Below are 24,305 nucleotides of genomic sequence, written 5' to 3' on the forward strand. Positions count from 1 at the left end.
CTTTTTCTGGCAGAAAAATTTGGCACCACCCCCTGCCCGACTGTACTCCGATGTATATCAACCCAATAAACTACGGGCGCCAGCCGAACTGCTTCATTGATATTCGTCCATCTACAACGACGACTCCTTCCTCCCGCAAGCTCTGGGCTTGCGTCTCAAAAGCCTCGCTGCCGATGGGGAATGCGATCTGGCCATTGCTTCTGATCACGCGATACCAGGGAATGGCGTGCCCTTCTGGGAGTTTTCCCAAAGCTTTACCAATATACCGGGCCTGCCGGCCCAGGCCGGCCATATCTGCGATCTGGCCGTAGCTGGCTACGCAGCCAGGGGGGATAGCGGCAACAACCTGCCAGATTTTCTGGTCTTTGGTGGGTTCGGTCATGACGACTCAACAGCTTCGTTCCGCGGTGCCAGGGCGTCCAGGCGTTCGCCTTTGCGCATCATGTATATGGCCAGCAGTATGGCGGGAACGCCCATTATGCCGGCAACCAGGAAGAATTCTGCGTAACCGAATCCGGCCACGACGATGCCGGAGAAGCCGCCGATGAATTTTCCGGGCAGTGTCATCAGGGAGCTGAACAGGGCGTACTGGGTAGCGGTGAAGGCCGCGCTGGTCATGCTGGACAGCCAGGCTATCAATGCCACATTGGCGATGCCGCCACTGAGATTGTCGGCACTGACCACCAGTGCAAGGGTGACAATGTTGGGCGGGTATTGTGCCAGAACGACGAAAAGCAGGTTGGTGGCGGCGGTCATGATGGCGCCGGCCAGCAGGATGCGACGTACGCCGTACCGTACTACGAGTACACCACCCACCAGAGAGCCGGTGATGGTCATGAAGAAGCCGAAGATTTTGGTGACGTCGGCCACCTGGGTTTTCGAGAAGCCCATGAAATCCAGATAGAAGGGGTTTGCCATAACCCCCATGGCGATGTCGGAGATGCGATACACAGCGACCATCACCAGGATCAGGATGGCGAGTTCCTTGTAGCGACGGAAGAAGTCCAGGAAGGGCCCAGCGATGGCAGCGTAGAACCATCCGATGAATCGAGCCAGGCGGGGGTTGAGGTGGGTGCGCTTACTCGCCTCATGCTCAATTTTGTCGGCGATGTCCTGGGCGGCGGCGTAGTGATTGACCCTGGGTTCCCGCACGATGAGTACCGTCACCATGCCTACTCCAACAAGCAGCGCCATCACTTCGTAAGACACCTGCCAGGACCAGAACTCCGCAAGATACAAGGCCCCGGCCCCGGCGACCAGCAAAGCCAGCCGGTAGCCGAAGATATAGGTGGCCGCCAGTGCCGCCTGCAACCGCTCTTCCGCCACTTCAATCCGGTAGGCATCAATCGCCACGTCCTGGGTGGCGGACGAGAAAGCCACCAGCAAACCGCAGAACGCCATCATCTCCGGTGCCACGGTGGCGTCCACGTGGGCCATGAGGTACAGGCCCGTTGCGATGCCCGCCTGAGCCAATAATATCCAACTCCGGCGCTTGCCCAGCAGCCTGTCGAGAAACGGCAGTTTCAACCGGTCCACCACCGGCGCCCAGAACACCTTGATGGAATAGGTTATGCCCAGCCAACTGAAAAAACCGATGGTGGCCGTTTCCACCCCGACATCCGCCAGCCTTGCGTTCAGGGTGGAGAACACCAGCAGGAACGGCAGGCCGGCCGAAAACCCCAGAAACAGGAGCGCAATGACCTGCCAACGAGTGTAGGTGTGGAGGGTTTCCTTAAGTAACGCCAGGGTGTTGCCGGATAAAATGGTGTGGCTCCCGGTTCAGTCGCGGAAATTATTGAACTGCAGTGGAATATCCAGCTCGGCTTCCTTTAACAGCGCAATCGCCGTTTGCAGGTCGTCGCGTTTTTTCCCTTTTACCCTTACCTTGTCACCTTCGATGCTGGCCTGGACCTTGAGCTTACCGTCCTTAATCATTTTAACGATCTTCTTGGCCATGTCGGTTTCGATTCCCTGCTTCAATTGCAGATGCTGCTTGACCAGTTTGCCGGCTTTGCTTTCTCCGTCTTCGGACAACGCCCGGGAATCGATATTGCGCTTGGCGAAGGCCATGCGCAGCATGTCCATCAACTGCTCCAACTGGAATTCCTGTTCGGCGCTGATGGTGATGCCTTTGTCGTCCAGTTCGATGTCCGCGTCCACGTTCTTGAAGTCCCAGCGATTGCCCAGCTCGCGCTTGGCCTGGTCCACGGCGTTGGTGACTTCGTGCATGTCGATTTCAGAAACGATGTCAAAAGAAGGCATGATGTGTTCTCACTTTTTACAATTATCCACGTCAGGGCACGTACAAAACGCTATACTGGTGCCCTTCTGGTTGCGCAAGGTGCCAAAGCATACCAAGACCGGGCCGGCACCGCATCTGACAATGGACTGGTGAGTAGTAGTTAACAATGCCAAATCTTGATCTTCCCATCCTCGTGGTAGACGACGCCAAATTCAGCAGTATGGTGGTGGGCCGAACCCTCCGCAATGCAGGGTACCGCGACGTACGAATCGCCAACAATGCCCCTGCCGCGCTTGAGTTTATTGACCAACGCCCGGTCAGTGTGCTGATTGCCGACTGGTTGATGCCGGAGATGGACGGGCTGGAGCTGACCGATCAGGTCCGCCAGCAGGATGAGCAGAACAACCACTACACCTACGTGATCCTGCTCACCGCCCGGGAGAGCGTGGAGGCCCTGTCAGAAGCATTCGACCGGGGCGTCGACGATTTCATCTATAAATCGGACATGACCAAGCAGCTGATTCCAAGGATTTTCGCGGCCGACCGCATGGCAGACCGCCAGAACACCCTGCTGCGCGCCAATTCCCTGTTGATCGAGAACAACCGCGAACTGGAAAGCAGCAACATCATTGATCTTGAAACGGGCCTCTGCAACAACCGTTATGCCCGGAATAAGCTGGGCAAATGCCTGCGGCAGGCGGAATCCCGAGGCGGTGCTTCTGCCTATGTGCTGTGCGGCATTCGCAACTGGCAGGAACTCAAGCGTAAGCACGCTCCCTCGGTGATGAGTGAGCTGGCCGTTGGCATCGCCCGCCGCCTGAGCCACCTGATCCGGCCCATGGACTCCCTGTGCCGCGTGGGCGACAACCAGTACGCGATTATCGCTCACTTCCCAAACAGCGATCATTGCTCCACAACAGCTTTTCGCCGCGTATTCGACGGCATTAACCACAAAGCTCTGAAAACCACGGCGGGTTACATCTCGGTTGAGGCAGGCATGGTGCTTTGCAGGGCGGACGCCCAAAACGGCACCCCCTCGGTTCAGGAGATGGAGCGTGCAGCAGTTCAAGGCTTGGTAGATGCCTATGAGACCCGGCGGTTTACCGAGACCAGGCCAGAGCTTGAGAAAGCCTGAAGGAAGAGTGTCGGATTACGCTACGTAACACTGCGACACACATCACAAACAGACTTCCATGAGCGAAAGCCCTATTCTGAAATTGTGGATTTAAGCATTATCCCCCATGGCGGAGGAGCCGAGTAGTACCTCCGCCGCCAAATGGGGAAAGTCCGCAGAATTAACGAATTTTTCAGGCACTTTCGTTCTTTCCTTGTTTTTAAGCCAGCTTCTTAGCTGGCTTTTTTCTTTTCTGCTTCCGTTATACTGATGGCAACAATAACCCCAAGACGTTGCCGTAATCATGAAGACCCTCGGAACCGCCTCCGTAGCAGCCCTAAGACAATATGTCCGCGCCGCCAATGCCCAAGGCCTGGATACCTCAGCACTGTTCAGCAACGCCGGGCTTGATGCGTCGATTCTCCAGACCGACGACGAGCGTATAAACGGCGAGCAGTTCCAGGCATTCATACGGCTGCTTTGTGAACAAAGCAATAACCCCATCCTCGGCCTTGAAACCGGTGACTTCGTGCAACCGGGGTCCTACAGTGTTCTCGGGTATATCACCATGAGCTCCGCCACGCTGGGAGAAGCAGTAGCTCGTATAGCCCCGTTCGAGAAACTGGTCGGCGACATGGGAACGACGCAAATTGCGGGTAGCGGCGATCACATCAAACTGATCTGGGCCTGCAACTACACCGACCCGGTCGTTCGCCCCCAGATGGTGGACAACGTCTTCGCCTCCTGGATCAACTACGCCCGGTGGCTGGCCGACAACAACGCCGCCTCGCCAGTGGAAGTACACCTCGAACACCCTTCCCCCGGGCCGGAGTTGGAGAGCGCCTACACGGAACGCTGGGGCTGCCCGGTACGTTTTCGTTCCAACGAAGATGCCATTGTTCTGCACAAAGACCTGCTGGGCACTCCCCTACGCCAGCCTGACCCACTGCTGCGAAAAACCCTGGAAGCCCACGCCCTCAGCCAACTGGCCACCCTGGAAACCGACACAGCCCTCACCAACCGGGTTAAACACAGCATTCGCAAACAGTTGATGCACGGCATCACCCGCCAGGACATGGTCGCAGACCATCTGGGTATGACCAGCCGAACGCTGCAGAGAAAACTTAGCCAGGAAGGTGTTTCGTATCAGCAGTTGCTGGACGAGGTAAGACAGGCAATGGCGGAAGATTTTTTGACGAACAGCGAACTGGGCATTCCGGAGATAGCGTTGAGGCTGGGGTACAGCGAAACAACGTCGTTTCACCGAAAGTTCAAAGCAGAGACGGGGAAGACGCCCGGAGAGTTCCGGGCGTCACGGGAGGCCACTTAAAGCTTGCGACCCTTGCCAGCCGCAATCCTCAACCGAAGCGCATTCAGCTTGATAAAGCCTTCAGCATCCTTCTGATCGTAGGCGCCCTGGTCTTCCTCGAAGGTCGCAATCTTCTCATCGAACAATGAATCGTCAGACTTACGCCCAACCACATCCACGTTGCCCTTGTAGAGCTTCAGGCGCACGGTACCGTTTACATAAGTCTGGGTCTGGTCGATCAGCGCCTGCAGCGCTTCCCGCTCAGGGGACCACCAGTAACCGTTGTAAATCACCTCCGCATAACGCGGCATGATGCTGTCCTTCAGGTGCGCCACTTCGCGGTCCAGGGTGATGGACTCAATCGCACGGTGGGCGCGCAGCATGATGGTGCCGCCCGGAGTTTCGTAACAACCGCGGGATTTCATACCCACATAACGGTTCTCAACAATGTCCAGACGACCAATCCCGTTCTCGCCGGCGACCTTGTTCAGATGTTCAAGCACCTCGTGAGGCTTCATGGCCTGGCCATCAATCGCCACGATATCGCCTTTCTCATAGGTCACTTCGATATAGGAAGGCGTGTCGGGCGCTGCTTCCGGAGACACACTCCAGCGCCACATATCTTCCTCGGCTTCCGCCCAGGGATCCTCCAGGTTGATGCCTTCATAAGAGATATGCAGCAAGTTGGCATCCATGGAATACGGGCTCTTGCCCTTCTTCTTCTCCACCGGAATGTTGCGCTCGTCGCAATAAGCCAGCAGCTTCTCACGGGAATTCAGATCCCACTCACGCCAGGGTGCAATCACCTTCACACCTGGCTTCAGCGCGTAGGCACCTAACTCGAAACGAACCTGATCATTGCCCTTGCCGGTAGCGCCGTGGGAAATCGCGTCCGCACCGGTTTCGTTGGCAATCTCAATCAAACGACGGGAGATCAGCGGGCGTGCGATGGAGGTACCCAGCAGGTACTCCCCTTCGTAGATGGTGTTGGCGCGGAACATCGGGAACACGTAGTCACGAACGAATTCCTCGCGCAGGTCCTCAATGTAGATTTCCTTCACGCCGAGCGCTTTCGCTTTCTCACGCGCCGGCTCAACTTCCTCGCCCTGGCCGATGTCGGCGGTGAACGTCACCACCTCACACTCATAGGTATCCTGCAACCAGCGAACGATTACCGAGGTATCCAGGCCACCGGAATACGCCAGAACCACCTTTTTAATATCAGACATGCCCTTGCTCCAGACTGAACAGAATGGATGTATTAAAAATAAGGGGCGTATTGTACGGGACAGCGGGGGGAATGGCTATTGGGGCAAGAGGGCGACCTCGTTACTGGCCGCGGATGCCCCCGGCAGGGCGCCAGGTGGCATCTTGGATAGAATGCACGGTATTCACACCAGAACGTCGTATTCAGACAGCCTGCTGTTGCTTGGAGGTAGCCTCTTCGCGGATGCCATCCCAGCCGTCTTTGATTGAGCGCAGAAGGTCCGCGACTTCATCAAGCTTAGCGACGTCATTCTTGGCATTCGCTTCAAAAAGGGTCCGCTCCATGTAGTCATAAAGCGATTCCAGGCGCACGGCCAGATCGCCACCCTTCTCGAAATCCAGAAAGCCACGGAGGCCACCGATGATTTCAATCGCTTTGGAAATCAATCGGCCTTTGCCCTCAAAATCCTTCGCCTGCATCCTGGCTTTGGCCATGTTAATGCGTTCCAACGCTCCGTTGTAAAGAAGCTGGATCAGCTTGTGAGGATCGGCATCCGTAATGCTGGTTTGGGCGTTTACGCGTTGGTAAGCCTGTAAACCGTTCATAAGTGACCTCTTTATTCGCTTTTCGTGCAATAAACATCAATTGTTATTGCGATTATTCTGTGGTGCCAGCGCAGCAAGCTGCTGGCTCACAAAGTCCTGTGTACTGTTCAGTTGCGAGATCAATGAGTCCGCAGCTGTGAATTGACTCACCAAGCGCTCTCGATAGGCTGTAATTCTCTCTTCCAGCCGAATCTGATTTTCCTGAATTCGCTCCAGATCGCGGTTCAGGCTCTCGGTTCTGGTATCAATTGCACCATCGGCACCGACAAAGTTGGTGATCAGATCAACCGTACGTTCGCCAACACCTTCAATAAATTGTATCGAGCCTCGACTTCCAGTCTGATCGCCCAATATTTGTACCTGGAGCCCAGACGCAGCACCGCTGTTTTCGCCCAGAAACAGTGTTTGCCCTTCGCCTTCAGCTGTTCTTCCGTCAATGGTACCCGCAACATCGAGGCCATCCGTGCTTGTGGCGGCATCCAATCCAAACGTAGCCGCGCTTTCAGCGGACGACAAGGTGACCGAAGACTCGCTGCCGTAGGTGGAGGAAGAGAAAACCAGCTCATCCCCAGCCCCCAGGCTCACCTGAACGGACCCATCTGACGCGTTCAGCGCGTTGTTGCTATTAAGCTGAGCCTGAATCTCGTCAACCAGATCCTGTGCACTGTTGTAAGTCTGCTGTGTAAGCTGAAGGTTAACGGAGGTATCACCATTAACCAGCAGTGAAAACTCATCATTTGTTCCGTCAATAGTAACGGGAAAAGTGGCTGCGGCATTCCCGGCAAGCGTGCCTTGGGTCGCAGCCTGGGTCACGTTGATATCATAGGTTCCAGGTTCGGTGTTTACACCACTGCGAACAAACTCTACCTGGCTGTCGGTAGCCCTGCCCTGTTCGGCAAACAAAGCCGTGACATCGTCCGGATTAGCCTTTAACTGCGCCATGAACTCTTCGCGGTCAAATTCCAGAGAGCCAGTCTCGAAATTTGTGGTAATACCCACATCCGCCAGACTTCGGACACTTGCATCTTCAAGCCCGGGAACAACGCGGGTCAGCACTTGGCGGAGTTGGTTCTGAATACCCCGAATAACGCTATCGCCAGTCAGAAGGCTTCCGCTACCGCTCTCTGCATTGAATCCTGCCAGCGCATCAATGGTTTCCTGCAGGCCATTAAATTTCTCGACAAAGCCCTGGACACGGTCTGCTACCGCACCGAGATCCTGTTCAACCTTAACCGTGGACGTACCAGTGGCAGTCAGATCAAATGTCAAACCATCAATGACGTTCTCAAAACTATTGGTAGAACGGGTAACCTCTACGCCATTGATACTCATCACGGCGTCCGACGCGGCGATTGTCTCATTGAGACCGGCGCCCGCATCCATTGATGTGTTAAACGCAAAACGGGAAAGCCCCTGGGCATCGGTATCCGTGCCGGCGCTGTCGCCCGATACGGAAATACTAACGGCGTTTGCCGTACCGGTTTCGTCTGCCGATAGCACGAGCTGGAAACCACTACCGGTATCGATTACGCCCGCTGAAACCCCTGCATCAGAATCGTTGATTGCGTTTGCCAGGCCCTGCAACGTGTCGTTACTGCTGTCTATAACAATATTGGTGGTATTGTCACCAACAGAAAGCGTCATTGTTCCCTGGCCAACACTGGTCTTGTCGCGATCCGCGAATACATCACGCGACGCGAGCGCCTGAGCGCTGGCGAGACTTGTCACATCGACACTGTAAGTACCGCGGTTAGCCTTGGAGCTGTCCACAGACACAGCAACGTCTTCGTTGGACGACGTTGCAGAAAAGGCTTTGAGATTATCTGGAGCACTCAATTGCCGCATTGGAAGGCGCAGCTCTGTTACTGCGCTGCGAAGCGTGCCATAGGCAGAAATCAGCGCCTGGGTGCGCTCGGTTTTCTGAGCCAAACGATTTTCCGTCGGTGCCCGTTCCGCTTGCACCAACTGATCGACCAACTCGGAGGTCAGAACACCAGACCCGATACCCAACGATGATATATTTGCCATAGTATGTGCCTCCTCAGGAGGGCAATTTCCAATGCTATTCCATATATCGGCCTGAAGCGGCAAAACTTTGCCTTTTCTACCGACCAATTTTGTAACCACATGTAAGCAAAACACCGCCGGCCCCTTTCGGGTGCGGCGGTGCTGAACAACCGTTTTCAACGTCAGGCCAAGAGCGGCAAACTCTAGACCTTCGTGTTGAATAACGTCAGCGGTTCATCCTGCTGCAAGTTTTCTGCCAACCTCAACGCAACTTCATCCGGAATTTGCCGAATAACCTCTTGGGTGGACTGATCGACGACCTTGACGATCGTCTGTCCCCGCTCGTTATCCACTTCAAACTGCAAATCCCTCTGGACCGTCTGAACGAAATCGTTCAGTTGAGACACGGCATCATCCAATTTCTCTTTCTGTGCCTCACTGCGCCTTTCGAGCCTCTCAGCTTTCGAAAGTTCCTGAGCCCCGGACAACAACTCCGAACGCTCAGCAAGACCAGGTGATGAAGGTGCAGTCAGGGCGGAGGCATTCCTGCCTTCGGCCTGAGATGACGAAATTGCCCGAGCCGGAGCTTGCTCGCTGGAACGAATCAGCTTCAAATCCGGGCCATTCAGGTTAACGCCATTCATAGCTCACCTCGCTATCCTCATACAGCAGTAAACCGGGGCCCAAAGACCCCGGCCTTGCCGTTATGCCCCTGTTACTGCAGGAGGGACAGAACCTGCTGCGGGCGGGCATTCGCCTGCGCCAGTACAGAGATACCAGCCTGCTGGAGAACCTGCGCCTTGGACAGCTTAGCAGTTTCAGATGCGAAGTCTGCATCCAGAATCCGGCTGTTAGCGGCCGACAGGTTTTCGGCAGTTGTGCTCAGGTTGGCGATTGTGGATTCAAACCGGTTCTGGGCAGCACCCAGGTCGGCGCGGATACCACTGATCTGCTCAAGAGCCGCATCTGCAATCTCGATTGCGCTGTTAGCGCCTGCAACAGTACCGATGTCGATAGAAGACACTGACTGGAGGTTAGAACCAACCACGGTGTCTGCTGCAACGTTCAGAATGCTACCAGCGGTCTCGGCAACCGAGGAACTGACCGAGAACGCACCGGATGAAGCGAACTCAACAGAACCAGAAGCAATCGTGCTGTCAGTGCTGCCAGCGGTCAAAGTAACCGCACTTGGATCACCACTGCCCTGCAGCGTGGCGGTACCGGTAGCGTTACCTGAGTTGGCAAAGTCCTGCAGACGGATGTCTTTACCATCAGCCTGGGTCAGTGTGATTTCGCCACCGTTTGCTTCAGCCGTAACACCAGTGGTGCCTGAGGTATCGTTGATCGCTTTGGCCAGCGCACCCAGGTCAGTGGTAGTTACCGCTGCGGAGATGGTCGCTGTGTCGCCACCACTACCAAGCGTGAAGGAAACCGTACCATCGTCAGACAGACCAGCGAGGGTTGCCGTGGTCGATGCAGTAGCCGTTACACCAGTCGTGCCGGTTTCAGCGTTAACAGCAGCCGCAATCGCTTCTGCAGTATCGCCCTGGGTAATACCAATGACCTCAGAGCCTTCAGTTCCAGAAACGGTGATGTTCTGTGTAGCAATGGTGTTGTTGGCAACCGTTGCCACATCAGCCGCAGCTACCGCAACAGAACCTGTGCCCTGGCTGACAGTGGTATCACTTTCACCGGATACGGTGTTGTTACCAAGGTCGGCACCACGAGCACCGGTCACGGATACTGAGATGGTCTGGTTAGCGTTGGCACCAACCTGGAATGACTGAGCAGTGAAGCTGCCATCCAGAAGGTTGAGGCCGTTAAACTGGGTAGTACCGGCAATACGGTCAAGCTCTTGCTTCAGCTGGTTTACTTCGCCCTGAAGTGCAGAGCGGTCAGAAGAAGAGTTGGTCGAGTTGGCCGACTGAACAGACAGCTCACGGATACGCTGCAGGATGTTGGTGGTTTCTTCCAGAGCACCTTCAGCAGTCTGAGCCAGAGAAATACCGTCGTTGGCGTTACGCTGCGCAACGTTCAGACCAGAGATCTGGGACTGAAAACGGGTCGAAATTGCAAGGCCAGCAGCATCGTCCTTGGCGGAGTTGATACGCAGGCCGGATGACAGACGCTCCAGAGCTTGGTTAGAAAGCTCCTGGGATTTGTTCAGCTGGTTCTGAGCTGACAGTGACGCAACGTTAGTGTTAATACCGAGAGCCATATTGCTTCTCCTTCGACATATGTCGTTATTTCATGGAAAAGGAATGGCGCCCATTTTCAGTTTGGGAGCGCCTCCCTGTTATTGCGCTTAACGGCGCCCCCGTCCGTACCTTTAGAAAAAATTAACGGTATTTTGTAAGGGAATGTAAAAGCGGCAATAGTCTTCCTTATACCGCTACATGTTGACGATTGGACTCATGCTCCAGACGTCAAAACAGACCAATAAAACCACTACTAATCAATGCCTTAAAAACAAAATTCCGAAACTGGCACAACCTTCGCTTACCTCCCTGCAAAACGGCAATTAAATGAACTTCCGCCGGCAAGGCGTCCATTTTGATCGGGCACCGGGTTACCGGCATCTCTGAGCAGGGAGAAATGTTATGCCTCAGATCATCAACACCAATATCGCGTCGCTGAATGCTCAGCGAAACCTGAACACTTCACAGGAAGACTCCAACGTTGCCCTGCAGCGGCTGTCATCCGGCCTGCGCATCAACTCCGCCAAGGACGACGCTGCCGGGCTTGCCATCTCTGAGCGATTCACATCGCAGATCAAAGGCCTCAACCAGGCCATTCGAAACGCCAACGACGGTATTTCTCTGGCTCAGACTGCTGAAGGCGCGCTGGGCGAATCCGGGAACATCCTGCAGCGCATTCGGGAACTGGCGGTACAATCCGCCAACGCAACGAACTCCGCATCTGACAGGAAGGCCCTGCAGTCCGAAGTAAACCAGCTAAAAGGCGAGCTGGAGCGCATTGCCACTACCACCGAGTTCAACGGGCTGAAACTCCTGGACGGCACCTTCCAGGCCCAAAAATTCCAGGCTGGCGCCAATGAAAACCAGAGCATCGCCGTTTCCATCGAAGGCGCCCGAACCGCCGACCTGGCCAACAACACGCTCGACGCGGCCAACGCAACCCTGAACCAGGGCACCGGTTCAACAACCGCAGCGAATGCGACGTTACCCGCACAAAACACGATCGCCACGCAGAATCTCACCATTTCCAGCTCGTTGGACAGCCAGGTGGTGCCCATTACAGCAGGTGACACGGCAGAAGACATCGCCGCAGCCATCAACGACATCGGTGCCACGACGGGTGTGAACGCGACGGCAAGAACATCGGCGACCCTGAGCAACACCGCTACCACGCCAATCGCCGTGCCTCAAACCGTGTCGCTCACCCTTTCCAATGGGAGCAGCTCAGCGACCATTTCCGCGCAGATCACCGATGCAAACGACCTCTCAGCGATTGCACGTGAGGTGAACGCCGCGTCTGGTAAGACCGGCATTACCGCGGAAGTTGCTAACGACGGCAGTATCACGCTGATTCAGGAACAGGGTAAAGACATCACTATCGAAGACTTTACCGCTGCCGGCTCTCAACAGTTGGCGGTACAGGGTAGCGGCGACCCGAGCGCCATCGAACTGACAAGTGGTGGCGCTAATGCCACACGGATTGCCGGTGAGTTGACGCTGGACTCGTCCGTTAGCTTCGCCGCGACGTCTGACGCCACCCTGGCCGCAGGCAGCGTCCTGAACAGTGCACAGAATACCGCCGCCGGCTCTACGCCTGAAGAAGTGGCAGGTATCGATATAAGCACCGTTGACGGCGCAACCAGCGCACTCGCAGTTGTGGATGCGGCATTGGAAACCATCAGTGGCATTCGTGCCGACCTGGGCGCTGCCCAGAATCGACTCGAGTCGACCATTGCCAACCTGAGCACGACCTCTGAGAACCTGTCGGCCGCGCGTTCACGGATTCGTGATGCAGACTTTGCCGCCGAATCCGCAGAACTCGCCCGCACCCAGGTGCTGCAGCAGGCCGGCTTGTCGGTATTGGCCCAGGCCAACGCAAGGCCACAGCAGGTTCTGCAGTTGCTGCAGGGTTAATCGGGTTTCGTCACAGAGTCAAAGGGGTAGCCCCATGCAAGCACAGCACAACATCCATGCCACAGACGCACAAAAAGCCCACATTGCACGGCTACTGCTGCAGGCAAACCTGGCTTATGCCGAGTCAAACAGCCCGACATCGCTGGTTCAGCGTCTCAAGGCGCGGCAGGAATGCCGTGACTACCTGAATGAGGTTCTGGCGCAGGAACCCGGTAACGCAGGCGCGCTGGGCTTGATGGGGCGTGTGGAAATGGACGAAGGGGCACTTGATAAGGCACACACCCTGTTCACGGACAGCTTGAGCCATGACCCGGCACAGCCCCAGCAGTTCACCAACCTGGGCTACTGGGCAATCAAGTCCGAGCGCCCGGCCCTGGCGGAGCAGTATTTCATCCAGGCCCTGGAAATGGACCGGCAATCCGCCGCCGCTTTCGGCGGAGTCGCCCATGCCAAGCGCCTTCAGGGCCAGTTCGACGTAGCCTACCTGCACTACCGCAAACTGCTGGAAATGGGCCTGGAATGGCCGTCTATCTATAGTGGCATGCTGACCTGTGCGGAGCATCTGGATGTGAAAAGGGCTGACACCAAACTGGCCCGCGACGCTATCCTTTTGCTGCGACATGACGGCCTGCCCCACCAGGAAATCGGCCGTTTCGTAGGCGCCATCATCCGCCAGCAATACGATCTGGAAAACCCGAATGCTCAAGTCGCTCTGGACGCCGCCAGCGAGGACGAACTGCTGATCCTGGCACTGGAAAAAACCCTGATGCCAGACCCAGCCGTGGAAGAGCTGGCCACCCTGCTGCGCCGGGCGATTATCGCGGAAGTCGCACAGACTGTTGAACTGCGGGACGAACTTCAACCGCTGGCACTGGCCCTGGCGGTCTACGCCGATCGCACCGGTTACGCCCTGACCGCGGAGGACGACGAAGAACGGCTGGCCTCAGCCATCAACGACAGCATTTGCGCCCAACTTGCCATGGGCGAGCAACAGGATGGCATGATCGGTTCGCTGATCATCAGTGCCATGTACGGCGCTCTGTTCCATCAGAAGTATGCTGTACACCTTGGCCGCTGGAACCTGGTGGACTGGCCGGTTGCCATGCAGGGGATGATGGCCGCGAGCTACTATAACCGCGCGTCGGAAGAGGCCATCAAACAGAATTTCGACGAGAAATCAGCCGAGCTTTGTCTGGAGAAAACCGATGTGCCCCAGGCCTGGCCCAACTGGTCGAAACTTGCCTATCGCTCCGAAACCAGCCTGAAAGCCATAATGGCGACCGAGCTGGGCATGAGTACCGAGCAATTGCCGGAAACGATCCGAATCATGGTGTGTGGCGCCCAGTCCGGCCAGCGCGCCATGGAACTGGCGCACTACCTGAAAGACGTGGAAGTAATCGCCGTGGATGAATCCCTGGCCAACGTTGCCAAGGCAACGCGACTCGCGGGCGAGATGGGCATCAGCAACATCGTGTTCTGGCCCTGGTCCATCGCCCAGCAATTCGTCGCCGATGACCACAAGGTGCACTGGATCGAAATCGGGCGCCTGCCGTCAACAAGCATGACCGAGGTGTCCCTCGCAGCCCTGGTGAGTTCAGCGACCGGCAACGGTGCTGTTGTCCATATGCACACCGCCGTCAACGAACAGACCGATGGCGACAAACAGATCCGCCGCCTGATCTCCCAACACGACCTCAAACCGACACGTACGGCCCTGCGTCAACTCCGACGGATGGTACTGACCAATCGGCAGGATCCGATGTGGCAATCCTTGGTTGCCGAAACCGACTTCTACGGCCTGGGTGGCTGCCGCGACCGTTGGTTCAGTGAGCAGGATTCCAGGCAGCTAAAAGAGCTGATGGCGCTGCTCAGCAACGAAGTGGACTGGAAACTGGCAAAAGCCCGGGACACCGACGGCCACAGCCTCGCCACCAAGCCTGTACAGAAACAGATCCAGGCTGAGGCTCTGGGAAGCGAGGTGCAAAGCTTGATGGGTCAAGGCCTGTCCGTGTACTTCCAGCGCCGGCGCTAGACGTAAGGAATCAGGGATTCACCATAGAGGTGAAGCTCTTCCAGAACATGCCGCTTTTCCGGCGTAAGCTCCGGATCAGCGGCAAGATTCTGCAAAATCTTGAAGAACTCCTCCAGAGACCGCCACCCTTTCTTGGGCTGCATCAGCCGCTGCTGACGAAAGACTTCCCACTTCTCCTGCTCTTCGGATATCAGCGTATTGGGGTAATTCCTGGCGCGATAGCGAAACACCATTTCTTCCAGACGACCATCCTCAAACCGTACTTCCTGCTCTCCCAGGGTTTCTACCGGCTGTTGCAATAGCCAGTTGAGCTTCTCGCGGTCGGTTTTGCTGATAAAACCGCCAGCGTAAAGCTGTTCGTCCGGATCCGTCAGGTCACCTTCATGGGGGTGATCGAAGGCCTGAGCGATTCGGGCTGGCAGATCCGGCGCCTTGCGCAAAATGGCCAGGTGCTCACGCAGCTTGTCGCCGTCCAGTTCCAGCTCGGCAAGCCGCTCCTCAGAGAGGGATTTCAGCATGGTGGCGGGGGCCAGTACCGGGCACTTGTTCAGTTGCACGCCTTTGAGTGGAAAACGGCTGGTGCCCTCCCCTAACTCCGCCTGGGAAGTAAATACCCGCTCACGGATCTGCTCAGGCGTAGCGTGAATCAACTCGCTTGGGTCTTCGCGCAGGTCGTACACGATCACCAGGTTCTTGTTGGTGGGGTGATCAGCCAATGGCGCCACCATTGCGCAGCAACCACGGGTGGCCGGGTACTTTGCGGAAATGTGGAACACTGGCTTCATACTGGCAGTATCCAGCATGGCGCGGGCGGAGTGCTTGTCCTTGTTTTGCAGCACAAACTCAAACAGCTTTGGCTGCTTTTCCTTGATCAGCTTTGCCACCGCGATGGTAGCCTCTACATCCGACAGAGCATCGTGAGCGGCTTCATGGGCAATGCCGTTGGCGACCGTGAGTTCTTCCAACTTGAAACTGGGGCTGCCGTCTTCCTTCTTTGGCCATTGAATACCCTCTGGTCGCAACGCGTAGGTCAGGCGCACCATGTCGATGATATCCCAGCGGGAATTGCCGTTCTGCCATTCTCTGGCATAAGGGTCACGAAGGTTACGGTACAGGGTATGGCGGGACACTTCGTCATCGAAGCGCAGGCTATTGTAACCCACGGCGCAAGTGCCAGGCTGGCTGAAGGCCTCGTTGATCTGTGCAATAAACTCCGCCTCGGGAAAACCGTCTTCCAATGCCTTTTGCGGGGTAATGCCGGTAATCAGGCAGGCTTCTGGCGAGGGCACGTAGTCGTCAGCCGGTGCGCAGTAGATGATCAGCGGGTCTTCGATGATGTTCAGATCCGCATCGGTGCGCACCCCGGCAAACTGGGAGGGGCGATCGTGTATGGGGTCGACACCAAAGGTTTCGTAGTCGTGCCAGTAGAAAGAACGGATCACCGAGAGAACTCCTGCATTGCGTGAATCGGTCGAATGCAGGGTAGTGTAATCAAAACATCCCGGTACCGCGATCCACGTAATGCGTGCGCTCCCGCTGAACACCATTCTGCAGTGTCTGCATGTCCAGCGTCATGCTGGTGGGCAGATTCAGGAACACGCCTTCAGGCCCCTGAATGGCGCCAGGGCCTCCCAGGTCCTGCCAGTCCACAGACTCACGCTGGAACGCCAGGAACAGGTCTTCCGTAAAGCCAACCGTGCCATCTCCATTGTCCACACCAATATCCATGGACAGCAGATTGGTCAGCGGGACACATTGACTGCAGGTTCCGTCTTCACCCGCCAGACCGATCTGGGTTGCCCGGTGATTGGTGGCCACTCCTGCATCATCGAACAGCATGGCGTCCACCGGGTTGCCGTCTGCATCGTTAATTTTCAGGTTCAGGTTGCCACTGAAGCTGGCGATCTCGCCAGAAAGTGTGCCCCGAGCCTGGTTCAGACCAAAGCGGAAACCGGAGAGCTGACCATCCCGTTCAGCCAGTTCAAGATAGGGTTCAACACCCTCAAACGGAACCACCTCGTCCACGTTGTAAGTGTTGCCGTCGATCTGGACACGGGTGTCGTCGCGCACGTAGTGGCCGAGCGCGAAATTCTTGATATCGAGATCGGCGCCGGAATCATCCCCGCCCATCACCACACCGTCGGCGTTCAGCCGGGTTTCTGCGTCTACCCCCAGTGTCACGCGGGTAAACCGGTGGTTTACTCCATCCACATGATCCACCGTCATCATTGCCTGCCCTTGCACCTGGCTCATTTCCTGTTCGGAAATAGGCTCCAACTCTGCCAGGGCAACAGGCGACATACCCAGACAGATGGTGAGAGGGACAGCATACCAACAAGCATCCTGTCTCATAGTGTTGTGTCTCTGAATCAATTCTTATTATGACCGCAGGAGCACTATATCCCAGGCTGCCGAGCCAATAGAGTGAGATAGTTCACAGGGCATAGAATTCACTTCAGGCACTGCTATACTGGGGTTAAATAATAAACGGAGCCCCCATGACCACCCGCGTTCTTATCTGCGACGATTCCTCTCTCGCCCGAAAACAAATGGCGCGCGCTTTACCCAAAAACTGGAACGCTGAAGTTACCTTCGCATTTGATGGCCGCAATGCTCTGGAAAAGCTCCGTGCCGGTGCCGGCGAATTGCTGTTTCTGGACCTCAATATGCCGGAAATGGATGGCTACGAGGTTCTGGACGCCATCAGGAAAGAGGATCTTCCCGTGTTGACGATCGTCGTTTCCGGCGACATCCAACCGGAAGCGCGGGCTCGAGTCCGCAAGCTCGGCGCCATCGAATTCATAAAAAAGCCTACGGACACCGACCTGGTTTTAAAGCTGCTGCAGGACTACGGCTTTCTGCGCCCTGAGGATCTGGTTGAAGACCACGAGCAGAGCGCTTCGGCCGATACCACCAACACCACTTCAACCAGCGCACCGATTAGCCTGAACGACTATCTCCAGGAAATCGCCAACGTTGCCATGGGCCGTTCGTCCGACTTGCTGGCAAGACTGCTGCGGGTATTCGTCAAACAGCCCATCCCCCGGGTGGAAATGATTGCCCGCTCGGAGCTCAGCATGGCGATTTCAGCCGCCCAGGCGGACAGCAACTACTCCGCTGTCTGCCAGGGATTCACCGGCGCTGGTATTGCGGGGGAGGCCCTTCTTCTGTTTGCCGACGCCAGCTTCAACGATATGGCCGAACTGCTCCATTACGAGGACATGGACACCGAAAGCATTCAGGTAGAGGTGCTCATGGACATGTCCAGCATCCTGTTTGGCGCCTTCCTCAAAGGCATTGGCGACCAGCTGGATCTTAAACTCGGTCTTGGTCACCCAACCGTCCTGGGACAGCATAGACAGATCGGAGACCTGCTGGAACACCACAGTACTCGCCACGAAAAGCTGCTGTGTATTGAAATCAGCTATGAACTGGAAGACCGGGAGATCAGTTGTGACATGCTGGTATTGCTGACAGAAGATTCAGTGCCCTTCCTTGAACAACGACTACAGTACCTGGTGGATTAACCATGGCCATTAAAGAGATCGGAGCAAGCACCTTCCACTGGCTGGTGGACATGCTGGAATCGGTGGAAGTCGGCCTGGTGGTTCTGGACCTGGACTTTCGCGTGCAGGCCTGGAATGGCTTCATGGAACACCATAGCGGCATCACCGCCAGCAAGATTCGCGAGCAGGTTCTGTTTGACGTGTTCCCGGACATCCCCAAAGCATGGCTGACCCGCAAGGTCGACTCAGTCGCCATGCTAAACACCCGGGCATTCACCTCCTGGGAACAGCGCCCTTACCTGTTCCGCTTTCGCAACACACGCCCGATAACCGGCACCGAAGACTTCATGTACCAGAATCTGACCATCAGCCCCCTCTCCGGGCCAGACGGCCAGGTCGAGAAAATCTGCCTGATGGTCTACGACGTCACCGACATCGCCACCAGCAAACGGGCACTGGAAACCGCCAACGAACAACTGGCCAAGCTGAGCATGACCGACCGCCTGACCGGTCTGCTCAACCGTGGTACCTGGGAAAACCTGATCGACGCCGAATACGAACGCTACCGTCGTTATGGTCACAACACCTGCCTGATCATGTTCGACATAGACCACTTCAAAGCGGTGAACGATACCTACGGCCACCTGGCGGGTGACGAAGTCATCAAGTACACCGCCAAGGTTATGAAAGACAACCTGCGCCAGTCAGACAGCCCCGGCCGCTATGGTGGCGAGGAATTCGGCATCATCCTGCCGGAAACCGATGCCGAAGGCGCCAGGGTGATTTGCGAGCGCATAAGGGAAGCCATACAGAACAGCACGGTTCAGACCACGGCAGCGCCGATTCAGTACACCGTCAGCATTGGCATCGCGCCATTAACGGATAGGCCGGAGAATCATATGCAGTGGTTACAACAGGCGGATGAAGCGTTGTACGCCGCCAAGGAAGGGGGAAGAAACCGTGTGGTGGTATTCGGGGAGCAATCGTAGGTCGGATTACGCAAAGCCGTAATCCGACACCACGTTAAAAACGACTCAATCAGTCCTGCTGCCAGCTCTGCACAGTTTCTTTTCCATGCTTCTGGCGCCACTCGTTCAATACCTTGTGGTTCCCACCACGCGTCTTGACCACTTCACCGGTGTTCGGGTTCTTGTAGGTCTTCATGGGGCGTTTGGGGCGGCTGCCGCTGGCTGTGTCGGCCTTAGCGCCTGAAATGGACGGATCAATGGCGCCCAGAATCTGCAGAACGTCTTTTGGCGACTTGTCATACTTCTTCATCAGGTCGCGAACCTTGTTTTCAAACTCAAGCTCGCTTTTCAGCGCCTGGTCCTGCTCCAGTTTCGCCAGTTCTTCAGAGAGCTTTTCCATAAGCTGTTTTTTCTGGTAGTAATCGTTAATCTTTGCCATGGATACAAACCCTTATTTAAATAACTGCTATTGATTTGCCGATATTCGAAGACCGCAATTAGTTCAGACAACCAAGCACGGAACCTGCGAATGGATAATTTTTGAATATGACGGTTATGACTGAAAGTCACGGGAAATAGTAATCCATAAAACAGGCCATGGCAAAATAATTCATTTACGGAAAAGTAACCCAAAAAAAACCAGCCCGCAGGCTGGTTTTTTATTTAAATAGCCAAAGCGTTTATAAACGCAAATCAGCTTCACCCAGTGGCAATACACCTTTCAGATCAAACAAAACCCCATTGTCCTTCATATATTCGCGTAAATCATGGGACGATCTCGCCACATACTCTCTATGCGGAACCGCTAGAAGTAACGCATCGTACTGGGCTTTTTCCGGATTCTGGTTCAATGTGATTCCGTATTCGTGCTCAGCCTCTTCATTGTCGGCCCAGCAATCCGTTACATCCACCTTGCAACCAAATTCAGACAACTCCTTAACCACATCAATAACGCGAGTATTACGTAAATCGGGGCAGTTCTCCTTAAAAGTAAAGCCCATGATCAACACTCGAGCGTTGGCAACCGTATGCCCAGCCTTGATCATCGCCTTCACCAATTCAGACGCTGCATACGGGCCCATGTTGTCGTTGACGCGGCGGCCAGACAGGATAATTTCCGGATGATAGCCAATGGCCTGGGCCTTGTGAGTCAGATAGTAAGGGTCCACGCCAATACAGTGCCCGCCAACCAATCCCGGTTTGAACGGGAGGAAATTCCACTTGGTCGATGCGGCAGCAATCACTTCGTGAGTATCAATTTTAAGCTTGGAAAAAATCATTGATAACTCATTCATTAGCGCAATGTTCAAATCACGCTGGGTATTCTCAATCACCTTGGCAGCCTCGGCCACCTTAATGGAACTGGCCTTGTGAGTACCAGCGGTAATAATACCGGCATAAATCGCGTCCACTTCATCGGCGATGGCCGGCGTAGAGCCGGAAGTTACCTTTTTAATGGTGGTAACACGATGTTCTTTATCACCCGGGTTAATCCGCTCGGGGCTGTAACCGGCGTGGAAGTCCTGATTGAAAACAAGGCCAGATACTTTTTCCAGAATGGGAACGCAGACTTCTTCCGTTGCCCCCGGATAAACCGTGGACTCATAAATAACAATATCGCCATGCTTGAGCACGCTCCCCACACTCTCACTGGCTTTCACCAGCGGTGTTAAGTCCGGGGATTTGAACTCATCAATTGGTGTGGGAACCGTCACAATATAGATCTGGCAATCGCGAATACCGTCCAGGGAGTCGGCAAACGACAACCCTTTTGAAGCCGCCAGCTCTTCGCGGGAAACCTCACGGGTAAAATCCACGCCATCTTTTAGTTCGGCTATTCGCTTTACGTTGATATCAAAACCAACAACGTCCCGCTTTTCCCCAAATGCGGCGGCCAAAGGCAAACCGACATATCCCAGGCCGACGACGGCGATCTTTTTCATGATTCCAACAATCCTTTAATAACAAATAACTGGTTTACGCCAAACCTGGGATCATTATCCCCGTTAGTCCGGCGGAATGAAATTGGCTTTTCAACGATTCTTTGGCTTTCGCATCACCATGCACAATCCTGACCTCCGTTGGTGGCGACTCAATTCCGCTTACGAACCGCAGCAAATCCGATTGCCCCGCATGGGCGGAGTAACCACCCACTTGATGAACCCGGGCGCGAATATCGTAACGCTGGCCGTCAAACTCCACCCAGCCACCACGAGGCCCATAGGTGAGAATATCCCTGCCCGGCGTGCCCGTAGCCTGATAGCCCACAAACAACACATCGTTGCGTTCATCCGCCAGCATAGCCTTCAGGTAGTTCACCACCCTGCCCCCTGCACACATGCCAGAGCCAGCAAGCACCACGCAGGGGCGGTGTGACTTTGCCAGATAATCCACGGCATTGAGGTGGTCTTCATGGCTGTTGATCAGCGTAAGTTGTTCGAACGAGAGCGGGTGCCTGCCCTGACTGACCAATTCGGTGGCTTCAGCGTCCCAAAAAGGCTTGAGGTCCCGGTAGATACGGGTAAAAGTGGCGGCCAGAGGCGAGTCCACAACGATCTCGAGATCCCGCCAAGGCAAGTCCGGCGCGACGTCATCGCTGCCGAACTCATGAATCAGACTTTCAATTTCGTACAGCAGATCCTGAGTACGCCCAATACTGAACGCCGGCACCAGAACCGTCCCGCCGTCCTCAAGGGCGTGCTCCAGCACCGCCTTGAGACGATAACGACGCTCTTCCCGGCTCTCGTGGTCCTTATCGCCGTAGGTGCTTTCAATCACCAACCTGTCAGCACGCTCCGGCGGCTGTGGCTCAGGCAACAGTGGCGCATGGGAAGCCCCAAGATCACCACTGAACACGACACGCTCGAACTCACCATCGCTCTCCGCTTCGCACTCCACATAAGCCGAACCAAGAATATGCCCGGCCCTCTGCAACCGAACGGAAAGCGACTCATCCTTGCCATCGAACACCGAATGCCATTGCTCGTAGGGCACCGGCACAAGACGGGATCGAATCAACCCAAGCACCCTCTCAATCAGGGCCCGGTCTCGGGTGAAGCCAATCTTCAGGGCATCCTCAAGAATCTCCGGCAACATAATGGCCGATGGCTCCGAACAGATAATCGGCCCGTCAAACCCGGCAGCCAGAAGATAGGGAATGCGACCGACGTGGTCGATGTGCACATGGGTAACCACCAGCGCACGGATATGGCTAATGGAGAAATCAATGGCGAGATTCGACGCACTCGCGCCGTTACCGGCTTCCGCACCCTGGAACAGGCCGCAATCAATCAGAATACCGGAACTGCCAACGACCAACTCGTGGCAAGAACCGGTTACACCTGACACCGCTCCGTGGTGTTTTATATCGATCATTCAACACATCCTTGTTATTCACAATTCGCTTTCTGCCAGTATATTCCCAAACAGCTCAAAATCCCCAGACAAACGGGATCAAACCGATAGCGGTTGAGCCTACGAGCAGGCTCAACGGAAAGCCCAAACGCACGTAATCCATAAACTGGTAGCGGCCGGGGCCATAAACCATGAGATTGGTCTGATAACCCAGAGGCGTAATAAACGACGCCGAAGCAGCGAACATTACGGCCACGGCAAACGGCAGGAAATGAACGCCTAATTGTTCAGACACCGCCAACGCAATCGGAAACATAAGCACCGCTGCCGCGTTGTTGGTGATAGCTTCGGTAAAGGCAGCGGTGAGGATATACACCAACGCCAGAGCGAGCCAGGGCGTGAGCGGGCCGAACAGGCCCAGCAGGCTGGAGGCTACCCACTCGGCCCCACCGGTTTCCGTCATGGCATTGCCTAGCGCAAAAGAGGCCGAAATCACCACCAGTACTGGCAAATCCACACTACGGCGGGCACGGCTGGCCGTAATGCACCCAGTGACAATCATTGCGCCCGCGGCCAGGAAGGCCGCCTCTATAATCTGTAATAGCCCGGTAGCACTGGCCACAACCATCAACAACAAGATTCCCAGCGCCCGGGGCGCCCGGTGAAAATCCGGTGGCGTGGAATCGTTCAGGGCGCTGACCAACAAAAAGTCCCGGCGGAAGCGGTACTGCTCTACAAATTGGTGACTGGCCTCCAATAAAAGGGTATCGCCCATCCGGAAGGTGATATCACCCAGTTTACCAGGCACCCTACTCCCCTCACGCGAAACTGAGAGAATCGCGGCGTTAAAGCGAGTACGGAAACGGCTTTCCCGCACGGTCTTCCCCAGGGCCGTGAATTCCTGTCCCAGCACCACTTCCACCAGGCAGCGCTGATGGTTCGCCAGATCCAGTTTCTGGATACTGGCATGGGCTGGTTTCAGGCCTTGAATCCGACGCAACTCACTGGCGCATTCCGGCGCGCCCACAAAATACAACCTATCCCCCGGTTGCAGCATCCGATCCGGCTCCACCGCCGTAATCAGCCGGCCACCCCGGTCGATCTCCGTCAGGTAACCGTAATTCAGTGCACGCAAACCAGCCTGAGCCACGGTTTTGCCCACCAACGGGCCAGCGGCGTCCACTTCCACCTCTACGCCGTATTCCCGAACCTGCTCCAGTTCCTCCCGCATGCCTCCCCGGTCCGGCAATATGCGAGATGCCACCAGCACCAAATAGCATCCACCCACCAACAACAGCGGCACGCCCACCCAGGCCAACTCAAACAACCCCAGATTAATACCCAGGCGCGCCTGCAGCATGCCATCCACCACCAGGTTGGTGCTGGTACCAATCAACGTGCAGGTGCCGCCCAGAATGGCGGCGTAGCTCAAGGGTAAGAGAAGGCGTGAGGATGGAATACCCAGGCGCTGGGCCCAGTCCTGAATGGCGGGGATGAACATCGCCACAACGGCCGTATTGTTCATGAAACCGCTGAGGATACCAGTCGGCGCGAGCATCCGAAGCTGCGCGCCTTTCTCGGTTTTCGGATGCCCGAGTAGCAAACGGGCAATCCACTGAACGGCCCCGGTTTCTTTCAGGCCGGCGGCTACCACATAGAGCGTTGCAATGGTAATCACGCCCGGGTTTGCAAACCCTGCCAACGCGTCAGCCGGCCCCAGGATGCCGGTAATCAACAGGAACGCCAGGGCCGCCATCAGCACCAGATCGGCCGACACCCGTGTAATCACCAATGCTGCCAGAACCGAGAACAAGGTAAGCAGGGTAACAATGGCTTCCCACGCCATAGG

General features: G+C 55.8%; 20 protein-coding genes. 6 read left to right on the forward strand and 14 right to left on the reverse strand.

Annotated features, from left to right (window positions below):
• Positions 1–70: 70 nt before the first annotated feature.
• From AAGD24_RS13800 to AAGD24_RS13810, 3 genes are read right to left on the reverse strand one after another with little or no spacing between them, the layout of a single operon-like run.
• Positions 71–382 (reverse strand): MGMT family protein, encoded by a 312-nt coding sequence (locus AAGD24_RS13800; protein ID WP_085679988.1) that lies wholly within the window; start codon positions 380–382, stop codon positions 71–73.
• Positions 379–1,764 (reverse strand): AmpG family muropeptide MFS transporter, encoded by a 1,386-nt coding sequence (locus AAGD24_RS13805; protein ID WP_379867353.1) that lies wholly within the window; start codon positions 1,762–1,764, stop codon positions 379–381. The genes AAGD24_RS13800 and AAGD24_RS13805 overlap by 4 nt, the downstream gene beginning before the upstream one ends.
• A 15-nt stretch (positions 1,765–1,779) precedes the next feature.
• On the reverse strand, positions 1,780–2,262 hold the full coding sequence (locus AAGD24_RS13810; protein WP_036210083.1) for a YajQ family cyclic di-GMP-binding protein: 483 nt from the start codon (positions 2,260–2,262) through the stop codon (positions 1,780–1,782).
• A 146-nt stretch (positions 2,263–2,408) separates the two neighbouring features.
• On the opposite strand from AAGD24_RS13810, the gene AAGD24_RS13815 reads away from it, so the two are divergent.
• Both AAGD24_RS13815 and AAGD24_RS13820 read left to right on the forward strand, forming a co-directional pair.
• The gene (locus AAGD24_RS13815) at positions 2,409–3,377 is read left to right on the forward strand and encodes a response regulator (RefSeq protein WP_007155700.1); all 969 of its coding nucleotides are present in this window, start codon (positions 2,409–2,411) and stop codon (positions 3,375–3,377) included.
• Between the two features lie 283 nt (positions 3,378–3,660).
• Positions 3,661–4,686, forward strand: a complete 1,026-nt coding sequence (locus tag AAGD24_RS13820; protein WP_075196456.1) for an AraC family transcriptional regulator — start codon at positions 3,661–3,663, stop codon at positions 4,684–4,686.
• Here the strand turns inward: AAGD24_RS13820 and AAGD24_RS13825 are convergent.
• The 5 genes from AAGD24_RS13825 to AAGD24_RS13845 form a co-directional block, all read right to left on the reverse strand.
• Positions 4,683–5,894 carry an argininosuccinate synthase gene (locus AAGD24_RS13825; RefSeq protein ID WP_036210071.1) on the reverse strand — a complete coding sequence of 404 codons (1,212 nt, stop codon included), beginning with the start codon at positions 5,892–5,894 and terminating at the stop codon, positions 4,683–4,685. The genes AAGD24_RS13820 and AAGD24_RS13825 overlap by 4 nt on opposite strands.
• Before the next feature lie 181 nt (positions 5,895–6,075).
• Positions 6,076–6,477, reverse strand: coding sequence for a flagellar export chaperone FliS (gene fliS, locus AAGD24_RS13830; RefSeq protein ID WP_007154096.1), 402 nt, complete (start codon positions 6,475–6,477; stop codon positions 6,076–6,078).
• A gap of 36 nt (positions 6,478–6,513) precedes the next feature.
• Complete coding sequence (gene fliD / locus AAGD24_RS13835; RefSeq protein ID WP_085679976.1) at positions 6,514–8,505, reverse strand: flagellar filament capping protein FliD; 1,992 nt, start codon at positions 8,503–8,505, stop codon at positions 6,514–6,516.
• 182 nt (positions 8,506–8,687) lie between these two features.
• Positions 8,688–9,128, reverse strand: a complete 441-nt coding sequence (locus AAGD24_RS13840; RefSeq protein ID WP_041332462.1) for a flagellar protein FlaG — start codon at positions 9,126–9,128, stop codon at positions 8,688–8,690.
• Positions 9,129–9,199: 71 nt separating this feature from the next.
• The gene (locus AAGD24_RS13845) at positions 9,200–10,702 is read right to left on the reverse strand and encodes a flagellin (protein WP_007154099.1); all 1,503 of its coding nucleotides are present in this window, start codon (positions 10,700–10,702) and stop codon (positions 9,200–9,202) included.
• 382 nt (positions 10,703–11,084) lie between these two features.
• Here AAGD24_RS13845 and AAGD24_RS13850 point away from each other — a divergent pair, with 382 nt between their 5' ends.
• Both AAGD24_RS13850 and AAGD24_RS13855 read left to right on the forward strand, forming a co-directional pair.
• Entirely contained in the window at positions 11,085–12,596 is a 1,512-nt protein-coding gene (locus tag AAGD24_RS13850; protein ID WP_075196458.1) for a flagellin, read from the forward strand.
• A 34-nt stretch (positions 12,597–12,630) separates the two neighbouring features.
• Positions 12,631–14,628 carry a tetratricopeptide repeat protein gene (locus AAGD24_RS13855; RefSeq protein ID WP_075196459.1) on the forward strand — a complete coding sequence of 666 codons (1,998 nt, stop codon included), beginning with the start codon at positions 12,631–12,633 and terminating at the stop codon, positions 14,626–14,628.
• On the opposite strand, the gene sbcB is transcribed toward AAGD24_RS13855, so the two are convergent.
• Together sbcB and AAGD24_RS13865 are read right to left on the reverse strand one after the other, a co-directional pair.
• The gene (sbcB, locus tag AAGD24_RS13860) at positions 14,625–16,070 is read right to left on the reverse strand and encodes an exodeoxyribonuclease I (protein ID WP_269400038.1); all 1,446 of its coding nucleotides are present in this window, start codon (positions 16,068–16,070) and stop codon (positions 14,625–14,627) included. The two genes, AAGD24_RS13855 and sbcB, sit on opposite strands and share 4 nt — an antisense overlap.
• Before the next feature lie 49 nt (positions 16,071–16,119).
• Positions 16,120–16,980, reverse strand: a complete 861-nt coding sequence (locus AAGD24_RS13865) for a hypothetical protein (RefSeq protein ID WP_036210042.1) — start codon at positions 16,978–16,980, stop codon at positions 16,120–16,122.
• Between the two features lie 146 nt (positions 16,981–17,126).
• Between AAGD24_RS13865 and AAGD24_RS13870 the strand changes: the two genes are divergently transcribed.
• Both AAGD24_RS13870 and AAGD24_RS13875 read left to right on the forward strand, forming a co-directional pair.
• Positions 17,127–18,155: a response regulator gene (locus tag AAGD24_RS13870; RefSeq protein WP_036210039.1), complete on the forward strand. Its 1,029-nt coding sequence runs from the start codon at positions 17,127–17,129 to the stop codon at positions 18,153–18,155.
• 2 nt (positions 18,156–18,157) lie between these two features.
• A complete protein-coding gene (locus tag AAGD24_RS13875) occupies positions 18,158–19,123 on the forward strand; it encodes a sensor domain-containing diguanylate cyclase (protein ID WP_075196461.1) in 966 nt (321 codons plus the stop codon).
• A gap of 49 nt (positions 19,124–19,172) precedes the next feature.
• Here AAGD24_RS13875 and AAGD24_RS13880 read toward each other — a convergent pair whose 3' ends face one another.
• From AAGD24_RS13880 to AAGD24_RS13895, 4 genes are all read right to left on the reverse strand, one after another.
• Complete coding sequence (locus AAGD24_RS13880) at positions 19,173–19,541, reverse strand: histone-like nucleoid-structuring protein, MvaT/MvaU family (protein WP_007154106.1); 369 nt, start codon at positions 19,539–19,541, stop codon at positions 19,173–19,175.
• Between the two features lie 241 nt (positions 19,542–19,782).
• Positions 19,783–21,045, reverse strand: a complete 1,263-nt coding sequence (gene tviB / locus AAGD24_RS13885; protein ID WP_379865400.1) for a Vi polysaccharide biosynthesis UDP-N-acetylglucosamine C-6 dehydrogenase TviB — start codon at positions 21,043–21,045, stop codon at positions 19,783–19,785.
• A 34-nt stretch (positions 21,046–21,079) separates the two neighbouring features.
• Positions 21,080–22,477 carry an MBL fold metallo-hydrolase RNA specificity domain-containing protein gene (locus AAGD24_RS13890; RefSeq protein ID WP_379865402.1) on the reverse strand — a complete coding sequence of 466 codons (1,398 nt, stop codon included), beginning with the start codon at positions 22,475–22,477 and terminating at the stop codon, positions 21,080–21,082.
• A 55-nt stretch (positions 22,478–22,532) separates the two neighbouring features.
• Positions 22,533–24,302, reverse strand: coding sequence for an SLC13 family permease (locus AAGD24_RS13895; RefSeq protein WP_075196464.1), 1,770 nt, complete (start codon positions 24,300–24,302; stop codon positions 22,533–22,535).
• Positions 24,303–24,305: the final 3 nt, after the last annotated feature.

Origin of the sequence: Marinobacter sp. M5B, from assembly GCF_042604615.1 — a bacterium.
GTDB classification, from domain to species: domain Bacteria; phylum Pseudomonadota; class Gammaproteobacteria; order Pseudomonadales; family Oleiphilaceae; genus Marinobacter; species Marinobacter salarius.